The organism is Acidovorax sp. SRI_002 (assembly GCF_057586455.1).
Genome location: NZ_JBYCZW010000005.1, coordinates 508126 through 521025, shown reverse-complemented (window position 1 = coordinate 521025; position 12900 = coordinate 508126). Strand labels below are relative to the sequence as shown.

Annotated in this window: 13 protein-coding genes; 6 read left to right on the top strand and 7 right to left on the bottom strand. The window is 63.2% G+C overall.

What is annotated here, in order from left to right:
* Nucleotides 1-232 precede the first annotated feature (232 nt).
* Entirely contained in the window at nt 233-1894 is a 1662-nt protein-coding gene (locus AC2YJX_RS16725) for a methyl-accepting chemotaxis protein (RefSeq protein ID WP_121507108.1), read from the top strand.
* Between the two features lie 125 nt (nt 1895-2019).
* Here the strand turns inward: AC2YJX_RS16725 and gntR are convergent, their stop codons facing one another.
* Nucleotides 2020-3045: an HTH-type transcriptional regulator GntR gene (gene gntR, locus AC2YJX_RS16720; protein ID WP_487256691.1), complete on the bottom strand. Its 1026-nt coding sequence runs from the start codon at nt 3043-3045 to the stop codon at nt 2020-2022.
* A 205-nt stretch (nt 3046-3250) separates the two neighbouring features.
* Here gntR and AC2YJX_RS16715 point away from each other — a divergent pair, with 205 nt between their 5' ends.
* From AC2YJX_RS16715 to AC2YJX_RS16700, 4 genes are read left to right on the top strand one after another with little or no spacing between them, the layout of a single operon-like run.
* Entirely contained in the window at nt 3251-3736 is a 486-nt protein-coding gene (locus AC2YJX_RS16715; RefSeq protein ID WP_228900224.1) for a gluconokinase, read from the top strand.
* On the top strand, nt 3733-4254 hold the full coding sequence (locus tag AC2YJX_RS16710; RefSeq protein ID WP_487256690.1) for a TRAP transporter small permease: 522 nt from the start codon (nt 3733-3735) through the stop codon (nt 4252-4254). The genes AC2YJX_RS16715 and AC2YJX_RS16710 overlap by 4 nt, the downstream gene beginning before the upstream one ends.
* A 12-nt stretch (nt 4255-4266) precedes the next feature.
* Complete coding sequence (locus AC2YJX_RS16705; RefSeq protein ID WP_121422627.1) at nt 4267-5559, top strand: TRAP transporter large permease; 1293 nt, start codon at nt 4267-4269, stop codon at nt 5557-5559.
* 55 nt (nt 5560-5614) lie between these two features.
* The gene (locus AC2YJX_RS16700) at nt 5615-6634 is read left to right on the top strand and encodes a TRAP transporter substrate-binding protein (RefSeq protein ID WP_121422628.1); all 1020 of its coding nucleotides are present in this window, start codon (nt 5615-5617) and stop codon (nt 6632-6634) included.
* A 118-nt stretch (nt 6635-6752) separates the two neighbouring features.
* Here AC2YJX_RS16700 and AC2YJX_RS16695 read toward each other — a convergent pair whose 3' ends face one another.
* Both AC2YJX_RS16695 and AC2YJX_RS16690 read right to left on the bottom strand, forming a co-directional pair.
* Nucleotides 6753-7046 carry a hypothetical protein gene (locus AC2YJX_RS16695; protein WP_055400235.1) on the bottom strand — a complete coding sequence of 98 codons (294 nt, stop codon included), beginning with the start codon at nt 7044-7046 and terminating at the stop codon, nt 6753-6755.
* A gap of 84 nt (nt 7047-7130) precedes the next feature.
* Nucleotides 7131-7421 carry a DUF4148 domain-containing protein gene (locus AC2YJX_RS16690; RefSeq protein ID WP_055400238.1) on the bottom strand — a complete coding sequence of 97 codons (291 nt, stop codon included), beginning with the start codon at nt 7419-7421 and terminating at the stop codon, nt 7131-7133.
* Between the two features lie 535 nt (nt 7422-7956).
* Here AC2YJX_RS16690 and AC2YJX_RS16685 point away from each other — a divergent pair.
* Complete coding sequence (locus AC2YJX_RS16685; protein ID WP_487256689.1) at nt 7957-8397, top strand: CBS domain-containing protein; 441 nt, start codon at nt 7957-7959, stop codon at nt 8395-8397.
* A 229-nt stretch (nt 8398-8626) separates the two neighbouring features.
* Here AC2YJX_RS16685 and AC2YJX_RS16680 read toward each other — a convergent pair whose 3' ends face one another.
* From AC2YJX_RS16680 to AC2YJX_RS16665, 4 genes are all read right to left on the bottom strand, one after another.
* Nucleotides 8627-9466, bottom strand: a complete 840-nt coding sequence (locus AC2YJX_RS16680; RefSeq protein WP_487256688.1) for an ABC transporter ATP-binding protein — start codon at nt 9464-9466, stop codon at nt 8627-8629.
* Nucleotides 9463-10413, bottom strand: a complete 951-nt coding sequence (ntrB, locus tag AC2YJX_RS16675; protein WP_487256687.1) for a nitrate ABC transporter permease — start codon at nt 10411-10413, stop codon at nt 9463-9465. The genes AC2YJX_RS16680 and ntrB overlap by 4 nt, the downstream gene beginning before the upstream one ends.
* Before the next feature lie 36 nt (nt 10414-10449).
* Nucleotides 10450-11694 (bottom strand): CmpA/NrtA family ABC transporter substrate-binding protein, encoded by a 1245-nt coding sequence (locus AC2YJX_RS16670; protein WP_121419413.1) that lies wholly within the window; start codon nt 11692-11694, stop codon nt 10450-10452.
* 519 nt (nt 11695-12213) lie between these two features.
* Nucleotides 12214-12840 carry an ANTAR domain-containing response regulator gene (locus AC2YJX_RS16665; RefSeq protein WP_121419414.1) on the bottom strand — a complete coding sequence of 209 codons (627 nt, stop codon included), beginning with the start codon at nt 12838-12840 and terminating at the stop codon, nt 12214-12216.
* Between the last annotated feature and the right edge of the window lie 60 nt (nt 12841-12900).

Here is a 12900-nt window from a genome sequence, read left to right as displayed (position 1 = left end):
AGAGTTTTTTGCTATCAAATTTGAAGTTAAAATTGCCTGCCAGTCCAAGTTAGTGCAGCGTGCTCCGGTGTGATGCACTTTTTTGGCGCGATGCACCAATTTGGTGGCTGCAAACCAGCAGAGCCACTTAGGTGTTTCAAATCATAAAAATTCAACATAGGATGTATTCGGTTCATCCGTTGCCGTGTTGCCCGGTTCTTGGGTGACGGGGCATTCCCTGAGGAGGGTCCCCATGCGCGTCAATCTCCCGATCAGCACGCAGGAATATGCGTTCCCCAAAGGCCAGACCCTGGTGTCCACCACCGATCTCAAGGGCCGCATCCTGTACTGCAACCCGATGTTCATCGAGGTCAGCGGGTACGAGAAGGAAGAGCTGCTGGGCCAGCCCCACAACATCGTCAGACACCCCGACATGCCCGAGGAGGCCTACCGAGACATGTGGGAGACCATTGCCAGCGGCAACCCGTGGTCGGCCCCGGTCAAGAACCGGCGCAAGGACGGCACCTTCTACTGGGTGATGGCCAACGTCACCCCGCTCATGCAGGGCGACCAGCCCACGGGCTACATGTCCGTGCGCACCGAGGCCACCCGCGACCAGATACAGGCCGCCGACCAGCTCTACCGCCAGATGCAGGCCGAAAAACAGGCTGGAACCCTGGTGCACGTGCTGCGCGAGGGGCAGATCGTCAAGAACACGCTCTGGGGGCGCATGGCCCGCGCAGTGCAGCTTGGGCCGCTCGGCAAGATCATGCTGTGCACGCTGCTGCTGGTGTTCGCGTCGTGGGGGGCTGCGCTGCTGGGCGGGCACACCATGACCGTCGCGGCGGGCGCAGCCTGGCTGGGCGTGGTGCTGCTGGCCCTGGGCATGGCGGTGTACCTGCACCGGGCCACCGTGGCGCCGTTGTCGCAGATGCTGCGCTGGGCCAACCGCATGGCCGCAGGCGACCTTACCCAGAAGATTGCGGCGTCGCGCAGCGACACCGTGGGTCAGCTGCAAAAGGCGCTGGCCCAGCTCAATGTGAACCTGTTGTCCATCGTGCGCGATGCGCGCCAGGAGAGCGAACACATGCAGCTTTCCACCCGCGAGATCGCGCAGGGCAACCAGGACCTGTCGGAACGCACCGAAGCCCAGGCCAGCAACCTGGAGCAGACGGCGGCGTCGATGGAGGAAATCACCGGCACCGTCAAGCAGACGGCCGAATCGGCCCGCCAAGCCACCGTGCTGGCCACCCAGGCCACCCAGGTGGCTGAGCGCAGCAGCGAAGCCGTGGACGGCGTGGCCAGCACCATGAAGCAGATCCAGACTGCCTCCGGCCGCATCAGCGAGATCACCCAGCTCATCGACTCCATTGCGTTTCAGACCAATATCCTCGCGCTCAACGCCGCCGTGGAGGCCGCGCGTGCGGGTGAGCAGGGGCGAGGGTTTGCGGTGGTGGCCTCCGAGGTGCGCAGCCTGTCGCACCGTACGCTCTCTGCCGCCAAGGAAATCCGGCAGCTCATCGACGACTCGGCCACCAAGGTGAGCGAAGGCCACGCAAAGACCGACGCAGCGCAGAAGACCATGACCGAATCGCTGGAGCTGGTGCGCCGCGTGAACACGCTGATCGGTGAAATTCACAGCGCGTCCAACGAACAGCTCAGCGGCATCTCTCAGGTCAACGCCGCTGTGGCGCAACTGGACACCATCACGCAGCAGAACGCCGCGCTGGTGGAGGAAAACGCCGCCTCGGCGATGCAGCTCAACGGGCAGGCGCAGACGATGACCGAGACGGTGCAGGTGTTCCGCATCGATGCGTCGGCGCCCAGCCAGGCGCGGGATGCGGTGGCGTTGCGCAAGGAGATGAAGGCTGGCAAGGGCGCATCGTCGTCCAGCCGCGCCTTGGCGGCGCTCTGAGCGCCAAGGGATTTCACGCAGTCCTGGAAACTGGCACGGTGCCATCACCAGTGCCACCGTGGAACGGCTTCGCAAGGCCACAGGTGGCGTCCCCCTGGGGGAAGACGCGAAGCGGCTCAGGGGGCTTATGTACTTGCCCGCACTGTCAGCTCAAACCCCAGATTCACTGAATTTTTCTCCGGCATCTCGCCCCGCATCAGCGTCAGCAGCATCTGCGCACTGGCCTCGCCGATGGCCGAGCGCGGGGTGCGTACGGTGGTCAGCGGCGGCAGCATCTGGTCGCTGCCTGCCAGATCGTTAAAGCCGGCGATGGCCACGCGGCCAGGCACGTCCAGACCCAGACGCTGGGCGGCCAGCAGACCACCCTGCGCGAGGTCGTCGTTGCAGAAGAACACGGCGTCCACGCCAGGGCGGGTGCGCAGCACCTCTTCCAGCAGCTCTGCGCCCAGGCGGATGGATGAAGGCTGAGGGCTGAGCAGCTCCAGCCGTGGGTCGTACATCCCCGCCTCGCGCAGGCAACGGCGGTAGCCTTCGGCGCGCTGCATGGTGCGTGGGTCCAGCTGGGCGGCAACGAATGCGATGTTCTTGTGGCCGCGCGACAGCAGGTGGGTTGTCATCGCGTGGCCTGCGTCCTGCTGCGAAAAGCCCACGCAGAACACGCCGGGTGCGGGCGTCATTTCCATCAAGTGCACGCAGGGCACGCCGCTGGTGGCAATCATGTGGCGGGCGGCCTCGGTGCGGTCAAAGCCCGTGACAAGCAGGCCCGCCGGGCGGTGGGCCAGGTAGGTGCGCAGCAGCTGCTCTTCTTCCTGCGGGTCGTAGTGCGTCACGCCAATCAGGGCTTGGTAGCCGTGTGGGAAGAGGGTGCGGTGCACGGCCTCCAGCACGTCTACAAACAGTGCGTTGGACAGTAGCGGTACCAGCACCGGCACCTGCACACTGCGCTGCGAGGCCAGTGCGCGGGCGGCGGGGTCGGGCACGTAGCCCAGTTGTGCGGCGGCGTCTTTCACACGCTGCACCAGTTCTTGCGCCACGCCGCGCTCGCCGCGCAGGGCACGGGACGCGGTGATGGGGCTCACCTCGGCGGCCTTGGCCACGTCGTTCAGCGTGATGCGGCCGCTGGAGCGGCGTCTTGTCTCGGTTTTGTTCAAGGGTTAACCCTCATGGGGGTTGAGATTGATATGGTTAGGATAGCGCTGTCCAAGCGATGGAGCAAGGCGATGCCCGCCATTTTGGATGAAGTTGAAGAACTTGCCACAGTTTGGGCGGCATCCGGGACCGGATGCCTTTTTTACGGATTGCTTGGATAGCGCTACCAATATGAGTGTTTTGCCGTCAACGGTTTATCTGGTGGTCATGGGTGTGGCCGGATGTGGCAAGTCCAGCCTCGGCGCTGCGCTGGCGCAGGCCGAAGGGCTGCCCCTGATCGAAGGGGACGACCACCACAGCCCGGCCAGTCGCGAAAAGATGCGCCAGGGTATTGCCCTGACCGACGAAGACCGCGAGGGCTGGCTGGCCACGCTGGGGCAATTGCTGCAGGCGCACCCGCACGGCGCGGTGCTGACCTGCTCTTCGCTCAAGAAGGCCTACCGAGACCGGCTGCGCGGCGCCTGTCCGGGGTTGCGGTTCGTGTTCCTGGAGATCGACCGCGCCAACGCAGGCCAACGTGTGGCGGCGCGCGCGGGCACCCATTTCTTTTCCAGCGCGCTGGTGGACAGCCAGTTCGCCACGCTGGAGTCACCGGTGGGCGAGGCGGGCGTGTTGCGGCTCGATGCGCTGTTGGATCTGGCCACGCTGCAGCAACAGGCTTCGGCCTGGATCGCCGCCCAGGAGTCTGCATGAATTCCCCTGCACAACAAGCGCAACTGCAGCCGTCGCTCAGCCGGTTCGCCAGGATCTCCCAGCTGCTGATGGCCAGTTGCCTCGGCGTGATGGCCGTGGCGGTGTTCATCAACGTGGTGCTGCGCTACGGCTTTGGCAGCGGTGTGGCGGCCAGCGAAGAGCTGTCGCGCCTGCTGTTTGTCTGGATGGTTTTTATCGGCGCCGCAGCGGCCTACCCCGCCGGTGAGCACATGGCCTTTACCAGTCTGGCGGGCTTGTTGGCAAAGCGACCGGTGGCCTTCGGCCTGTTGACGGCCGTGATCCGGCTGCTGGTGATCAGCGCCAGCGCCATGTTGGCCTGGGGCGCCTGGCAGCAGGTAGTGGTGGGCATGGGCAGCCGCTCCGTCGTCATGGCCTACCCGGCGGCGTTGCTACCACTGCCGGCCTTTTTGTGCGCGGTGGCCATCGGAGTGATGGCGGTCATCGAGTTGTTTCAACGCAAGCCGCTGGACCTCGGTCACGGCGCCGAGGTGGAGTAAGTGATGATGGCCATGGGACCCGAAGCGCAGGCTTTTATCGTTTTTTCGCTGGGCATGCTGGTGCTGATGGGCACCGGCATGAACATGGGCCTGGCCCTGGTGCTCACTGGCGCTGGCATGGCCTGGGTGCTGGATTTTTTCGACACGCAATTGCTCGCGCAGAACCTCGTGGCCGGGGTGGACAGCTTTCCGCTGCTGGCCGTGCCGTTCTTCATCCTGGCCGGTGAGTTGATGAACTCAGGCGGCATCAGCCGTCGCATCATCGACATGGCGCAGGCATGGGTGGGGCATATCCGGGGCGGGCTGGGTTATGTGGCCATCGGCGCTGCGGTGCTGATGGCCAGCATGAGCGGGTCGGCCCTGGCCGACACGGCCGCGCTGGCCACCATCCTGCTGCCCATGATGCGCCAGCAGGGCTACCCGATGAACACCTCGGCAGGGCTGATCGCCTCGGGCGGGATCATTGCGCCCATCATTCCGCCGTCCATGCCGTTCGTGATCTATGGCGTGACGACCAACACCTCGATCTCTGCGCTGTTTGTGTCGGGCATCGTGCCTGGCTTGATGATGGGCGCGGGCCTTATCTTTGCCTGGCGCTGGGTGCTGCGCGGCTTGGATCTGCCCAAGGGCGAACCCTTGCCCGCCAAGGACCGCTTGCGCGCCACGGCACGCGCCTTCTGGGCCATGCTGATGCCGCTCATCATCATCGGCGGCATGAAGACGGGGGTTTTCACCCCCACCGAGGCCGCCGTGGTGGCCGCGTTCTATGCGCTGGCGGTGGCACTTTTCATCCACCGCGAGATGAAGCTGGCGGACATCTATGGCGTACTGGTGCGCGCGGCCAAGACGACTTCCATCGTGATGTTCTTGTGCGCCGGTGCCCAGGTGGCCAGCTACATGATCACGCTGGCCGACCTGCCCAATGTGCTGACCAGCTGGCTGGGCCCGCTGGTGGAGAACCCGCGCCTGTTGATGGCCGTGATGATGATCGTGCTGGTGCTCATCGGCACGGCGCTGGACCTCACGCCCACCATCCTGATCTTTGCGCCCGTGATGCTGCCCATCGCCGTCAAGGCGGGGATCGACCCGGTGTACTTCGGCTTGATGTTTGTGCTCAACGGCGCCATCGGCCTCATCACGCCGCCCGTGGGCACGGTGCTCAACGTGGTGGCCGGGGTGGGGCGCATCTCGATGCACAGCGTGATCAAAGGCGTGAACCCGTTCCTCTTCACCTATGTGCTGATCCTGGCACTGCTGGTCGTGTTTCCGCAGATCGTGACCGCTCCGGTTCTGTGGATGCGTTGACGATGCTGCGCCCTCTTTTCCCGTGCCTTTCTTTCCTTCGCCAATGGAGACAACCATGAAAACTTTCCGCCGTACCCTGCTCGCCGCCCTGTCGGTGGCCGCCATCACCTGCTCGTTCCAGGTCGCTGCGCAAGACATCAAGCCGCGCATCATCCGTTTTGGCTATGGCCTCAACGAGGTGTCCAACCAGGGCCGCGCCACCAAGCTGTTTGCCGAAGAGGTCGAAAAAGCCTCGGGCGGCAAGATGAAGGTGCGCGCCATCGGTGCTGCGGCGCTGGGCTCTGATGTGCAGATGCAGCAGGCCCTGATCGGCGGCGCGCAGGAAATGATGGTGGGCTCCACCGCCACGCTGGTCGGCATCACCAAAGAAATGGCGATCTGGGACACGCCTTTCCTGTTCAACAACGCCAAGGAGGCCGATGTGGTGCTGGATGGCCCTGTGGGCCAGAAGGTGATGGACAAATTGCAGGAAAAAGGCCTGGTGGGCCTGGTGTACTGGGAGAACGGCTTTCGCAACCTCACCAACAGCAAGCGCCCCGTCAACAAGCTGGAAGACATGGACGGCATCAAGCTGCGCGTGATGCAGAACAACGTGTTCCTCGACAGCTTCAAGACCCTGGGTGCCAACGCGGTGCCGCTGCCGTTCTCCGAGCTCTTCACCGCGCTCGAAACCAAGACGGTTGACGGCCAGGAGAACCCCTACAACACCATCCTGTCGAGCAAGTTCTATGAGGTGCAGAAGTACCTCACGGTGACGAACCACGTCTATAGCCCCTGGATCGTGCTGGTGAGCAAGAAATACTGGGACGGCCTGTCGAAGGCCGAGCAGAAGGTGCTGCTCGACGCCGCCAAGAAGAGCCGCGACTTCGAGCGCCAGGACACGCGTGCCGAGGCCGACAAGGCGCTGGCCGACCTCAAGGGCAAAGGCATGCAAGTGAACGAGCTGCCTGCCGCCGAAGCCAACCGCATGCGCGAAAAGCTCAGCGCCGTGAACGCGAGCATCGCTGCCAATGTGGGTGAAAGCCTGTGGAAGGATGTGCAGGGCGCCGTGGCGCAGGCACGGGCTGGCAAGTAAACCAACGCTTGTTGACGGGGCTCAGCCCCGGCAATAGAAAAGGCCGAGGCCCCATGCGGGGCCTCGGCCTTTTTGCATTTGCAATTCAGGGTCTGCGCCACAGCGCAGACCCGGCAAATTACAGCGAACCGATTTCGCCGGAAGAGATCTTGCCGGTGCGCAGCGCGTCCACAGCCTGAGCGTTCACTGCATTGCGGTCAGCCGTGGAGGTGTAGACCAGAGCACGCGAACCGACGGGGATGGCGCCGCTGGTCTGGGGCACGGTGGAGGCTTCAGCCATCACTTCAGCGCGGGTGCGGCTGGTTTCGAACTTCGTGGCGAATTGCGATGCATCGGCTTCGTCAGCCTGGGCACCGAAGGAAGCGAAAGCGGCAACAGCAGCGATGGAGAGGAAACGTGCGGTCTTGTTCATGGTGAAACTCCTGTGAAATTCAAAAAATGGGGACGAGGTGTCTGGAATACGTGAAGCGCGAAGCCGTGGATTCAAAAAGGTGAATCAACCGCCTTCAGCGGGGCCCACGCGGCCAGTGCGCATGGCTTGTGCGGCAGCTTCGGCACGCACTGCAGCGCGGTCTACCGTGGACTTGTAGGTCACCACGCGGGAGCCTGCTGGCTCCTGGCTGCGCATTTGGACTGCGGCGGCGGCTTCGGCAACCACTTCGGCACGGGTGCGGTTCGTGTCGAATTTCAGGGCAAATTGCGAACCATCAGCTTCGTCAGCCTGGGCACCCAAAGAAGCGAAAGCAGCCACAGCGGCGATAGAGAGAAAACGTGCAGTCTTGTTCATGATGAAAGTCCTTGAAGTTAAAAAAAGCGTCTCAAAAAAGCCGGAGCGAAGATCAAAAGCAACCTGCTTCGCACCGGGTTCGGTGAGTCGCCTTGCGGGTTCGGCTCATCGATGGGATGAACTGTACGCCGCAGGTGGATGAAGAAAAACCAGCTGGTCGCAAACTAACTGTTCCAGTTTTGGAAACAATCTGGACGCTTGTTTCCTGCCTGTGGCCAATGAGAAGAATCTCAGGCCCGCAGCCGGTCGCAAGCGATCGATCCGAGGCAAGAAGGGTGGGCGTTGATTCCTTTGGAAGTGCGTTGGACATGGGCTGTATCGTGCCCGGCCGGCGCTGCGGCGTCGTCTCGTCGCCGTTTCGGTTCTTTTCAGTTTGTTTCGGGTTCGGCCGAATGCAACAGGGTCGAAACATATGCATCGCTGTTGCCACACCGGGCTCAAAAGCGGGATAAATCGGGCTTGCGCGGCTTGCGCCCGTTGGGCTTATGGGCTGAAATCTCTCTGTACCTGTTCCAGGTGTTACGAGGGAGGTTTCATGACCGTAGTCGCCAAAATTCTTCAGTCCAAACCGGACGCCACTGTCCACACCATTGCGCCCACGGCGTCGGTGTTCGATGCGCTCAAGCTCATGGCCGACAAGGGCATCGGCGCCCTGGTGGTTACCGAGGGGGATGCCATTGTGGGCATCTTCACAGAGCGCGATTACGCGCGAAAGATTGCCCTGCTGGGCCGCACGTCAGCCGCCACGCTGGCGCGCGATGTGATGACCACCTCGGTACGCTTTGTGCGGCCCGAGCAGACCAGCGAGCAGTGCATGCAGATCATGAGTACCGGCCGCCTGCGCCATCTGCCCGTGGTGGACAACAACGGCAAACTCGTGGGCATGATCTCGATCGGGGACTTGGTCAAGGACATCATCTCCGAGCAGAAATTCATCATTGAACAGCTGGAGCAGTACATCACTGGAGCCCATTAAAGGGCAACCCCCTGAGGCGCTGCGCGCCTTCCCCCTTCTCTCGAATCGCTGCGCGATTCGAGAGAAGGGGGACGCCCCCAGCGCGGCGGGGCGTCCCTTGCGCGGGGCGCTGGCCTGGGGTTGCGCGCGTGCGACGGCCCTGCCATGGGGATAAAACGAAAAAGGGCTCTGAACGATCTGGTCAGAGCCCTTTTGATTTGCCGTGTTATCGGGCCTGGAGCCCAGCGGGTCAAGCTGCTTTTTCGACGTGCCCCTGGCGGGTGTAGAGGAAATCGATCACCGCCTTGCGGTAGTGCACGTACTGCGGGTCTTCGGCCAGTTCCACGCGTTTGCGGGGGCGGGGCAGGTCGACGGTCAGCACTTCGCCAATCGTCGCGGCCGGGCCGTTGGTCATCATCACGATCTTGTCGGACAGCAGCACGGCCTCGTCCACGTCGTGGGTCACCATGACCACGGTGCTTTGGGTGCGTGCGACGATTTCCAGCAATTCGTCCTGCAGCTTGGCGCGGGTCAAGGCGTCCAGCGCGCCAAAGGGCTCGTCCATCAGCAGCACCTGGGGCTCCATGGAGAGTGCCCGGGCAATGCCCACGCGCTGCTTCATGCCGCCAGAGATTTCACCGGGGCGCTTTTGCCCAGCGGGCGTGAGGCCCACCAGGGCCAGTGCGGCGTCGGTGCGGGCCTTGAGCTGGGCCTTGCTTTCCTTGCCGCCAAACACGCGCTCCACGGCCAGGTAGATGTTGTCGAAGCAGGTGAGCCAGGGCAGCAGCGAGTGGTTCTGGAACACCACGGCGCGCTCGGGGCCGGGGCCTTTGATCTCCTTGTTGGCGCACAGCAGCGCACCGTTGGTGGGCGTGGTCAGCCCGGCGATCAGATTCAGGAGCGTGGACTTGCCGCAGCCCGAGTGGCCGATCAGCGCCACGAACTCGCCCTTGGCAATCGTCAGGTTGATGTCGCGCAGCGCGGGGAACAGGCCCTTGGCCGTCTTGAAGGTCTGTTCGACGCCGTGGACTTCGATGAACTTGGTGCTCATGGAGGGGTGTGTGGATGCTGCCGTGGTGGTCGTGTTCATGCTTTCACCTCTTCAAACGTAAATGCGGTGGCCAGCTTGATGAGCGCAAACTCCAGCACCAGCCCGACGATGCCGATCACGAAGATGGCGATGATGATGTTCTTGACGTTGAGGTTGTTCCACTCGTCCCACACCCAGAAGCCAATGCCCACGCCGCCGGTCAGCATCTCGGCAGCTACGATCACCAGCCATGCGGTGCCCACGGCCAGGCGCACGCCGGTCAGCATGTAGGGCAGCACGGCGGGGAAGAGGATCTTGGTGGCGATCTTCCATTCGCTCAGGTTCAGCACGCGGGCCACGTTCATGTAGTCCTGCGGCACACGCTGCACGCCCACGGCGGTGTTGATGATCATGGGCCAGATGGAGCAGATGAAGATGGTCCAGATGGCGGCGGGGTTGGCGCCCTTGAAGACCAGCAGGCCGATCGGCAGCCAGGCCAGCGGCGACACCGGCCGCAGCAGGCTGATGAGCGGGTTGAACATGCGCGACAGGAAGTTGAACCGTCCGATCACGAAGCCTGCCGGAATGCCCACCAGCGCCGCCATGCCAAAGCCCACGGCCACGCGCTCCAGCGACATCAGCACATTCCAGCCCACGCCCTGGTCATTGGGGCCATTGCGGTAGAACGGGTTGCTGAAGATTTCCAGCGCCTGCTTCCAGGTCTCCACCGGGCTGGGGATGCTGCCGCCCGTGGTGGTGGATACCACCGCCCACAGACCGATGAGCAGGCCCAGGCCACAGAGCGGCGGCAGCACCGCCATCCAGAAACTGCGCGACAGGGCCGCCCAGTCGCGACTGGCAGGGGCGGGGCTCGCCGTTGTTTCGGCTTTGGACTGTTTTTGGCTTCTGGCGCTTGCTGGTGAAGCGTTGATAGCTACATTATTCATAGCGTTCTGTGCAACCACGGGGGCTGCATCCAACGGGGAGTGAAAGACGGCACTGACCATGGTGTTCTCCTTGGCAGGGTGGGCGGGGCAGGGCGCTTACGCCTTGATCTTGAAGCTGTCGGCGTACTTGGCGGGGTCTTTGCCGTCCCACACCACGCCGTCCATGAGCTTGGCGGTGCGCATCGGGTCCTTGGGCACGTTGATCTTCATGGCGCTGGCAACCGACTTGTACAGGTCCACCTGGTTGATCTCTTTGGCCACGGCCAGGTAGTCGGGGTGGCTCTTGATCAAACCCCAGCGCTTGTGCTGCGTCAGGAACCACATGCCGTCCGACAGGTAGGGGAAGTTCACCGCGCCGTCGTTGAAGAATTTCATGTGGTTGGGATCGTCCCAGGTCTTGCCCATGCCGTTCTGGTAGCGGCCCAGGATGCGCTGGTTGATGGCGTCCACGCTGGTGTTGATGTAGGACTTCTGGGCCACCGTTTCGGCCATCTTCATCTTGTTGGACAGGCTGGCGTCAATCCACTGGCTGGCTTCCAGCACGGCCATCATCACGGCGCGGGTGGTGTTGGGGTTCTTCTTGACGAAATCGGCCGAGGTGCCCAGCACCTTCTCGGGGTGGTCCTTCCAGATGTCCTGGGTGGTGTTGGCGGTCACTCCGATGCCATCCATGATGGCGCGGTGGTTCCAGGGTTCGCCCACGCAGAAGCCATCCATGTTGCCCACGCGCATGTTGGCCACCATCTGGGGTGGCGGCACGGTGATCAGCTTGGCGCCCGACAGCGGGTTGATGCCGGCGGCGGCCAACCAGTAGTGCATCCACATCGCGTGGGTGCCGGTCGGGAAGGTGCCTGCGAAGGTGTACTCGCGCTTGTTGGCGGCCATGAACTTGGCCAGGGACGGGCCATCCACCGCGCCCTTGTCGGCCAGTGCCTTGGACAGCGTGATCGCCTGGCCGTTGTTGTTCAGGCTCATCAGCACGGCCATGTCCTTCTTGGGGCCGGCCGTGCCCATGTGCACGCCGTACACCAGGCCATACAGCACGTGGGCAAAGTCGAGTTCGCCATTCACCAGCTTGTCGCGCACACCGGCCCACGATGCTTCCTTGGTGGGGATGATGGTCACGCCATACTTCTTGTCAAAGCCCAGCACCGAGGCCATCACCACGCTGGCGCAGTCGGTCAGCGGGATGAAGCCGATCTTCACTTCCTTCTTCTCGGGGGCGTCCGAGCCCTGGGCATGCACCAAGGCGCGCAGGGCGGGGCTCACGCCCACGGCGCCCACGGTGGCGGCCTGCAGTACGGTGCGGCGGTTGAGGCTGGTTTTCAACAGATCGGTCATGGGGCGGTTCCTCGGTGCGTTAGAAAACAAAAAAGGCGTCCTCCCCTGGCCTGGTTGCATGCGCAAACGGGCTCGGAGAGGGACGCCTTTGTCCATGGCAAAGCCCATTGGGGGGCCTTGTGTCAGCACCGGCCCGCCATTGGGTCAGTGCTGTCAGTGGTGGGACCGTCTTTGGTCTTGCCAGGGTTAATGCAAGCAGCGTGCCAGCCTTTTTCATGCCGGCCTTGCTCCAATACAGCGCATAATCTGCTACCAAATTAGTAGCTGCTTGTGCTTATTTATTAAGCGGTAGCGGCCAGTTTGGCTTGAAAATTTGCGGAGATGGTGCGCGCGCAGAGTGCTGCACTGCATTTGTGCGGCGCACCATTTGGGGAGAAGCCGGTGGACCCGGGCGTGACCCAGGCGAGGGATGCCAAGCAAGGGCCGCCCCGCAGCGAGGGCATCGTCCCCCTTCCCGAATGGCGCAGCGATTCGAGAGAAGGGGGAAGGCGCACAGCGCCTCAGGGGGAAGTCACCTATTCAACCCAGCAGATCCATCACATCGAGCATGCGCTGGGCCACGTCCACCAGCTTGAGGCCCTTGTCCATGGCGGTCTTGCGCAGTTTCTCGTACGCGGCCTGTTCGCTCAGGCCCTGGCGCTGCATGAGCAGGCCCTTGGCGCGGTCGATGGTCTTGCGGTCTTTCAGTTCGGTCTTGGCGTCGGCCAGCTCGGCGCGCAGGGCCTGTTCGTGCTGGAAGCGCGCCATGGCCACGTCCAGGATGGGGCGGATGCGCTGGGGTGCCAGGCCCGCCACGATGTAGGCCGACACGCCCGCCGCCACCGCGTCCTTCACGTGCGAGGTGTCCTCATCGTTGGTGAACATCACGATGGGGCGCCGCTCGTCGCGCGTGGCCATCACCACATGTTCGAGCGCGTCGCGCGCCTCGCTTTCGGCGTCCACGATGATGAGGTCGGGCTGCAGCTGGGCGATGCGCTCGCTCAGGAAGACATCGGCAGGCAGGGTGGCCACCAGGTTGAAGTTGTTCTCCAGCAACCCAATGCGCAGCGCCCGCGACCGTTCCGCCTGAAGTACGGCGTGTTCGTCGGCGGGGTCGGCGACTGCCAGATCCGGGGCAACCACCACGATGCGCAGAGACTCGTTCATACCCAGGAGCATAAGCAATTTTTACGCCACAAAATGGTGCATCGAAGCGGTGCGTTCCGG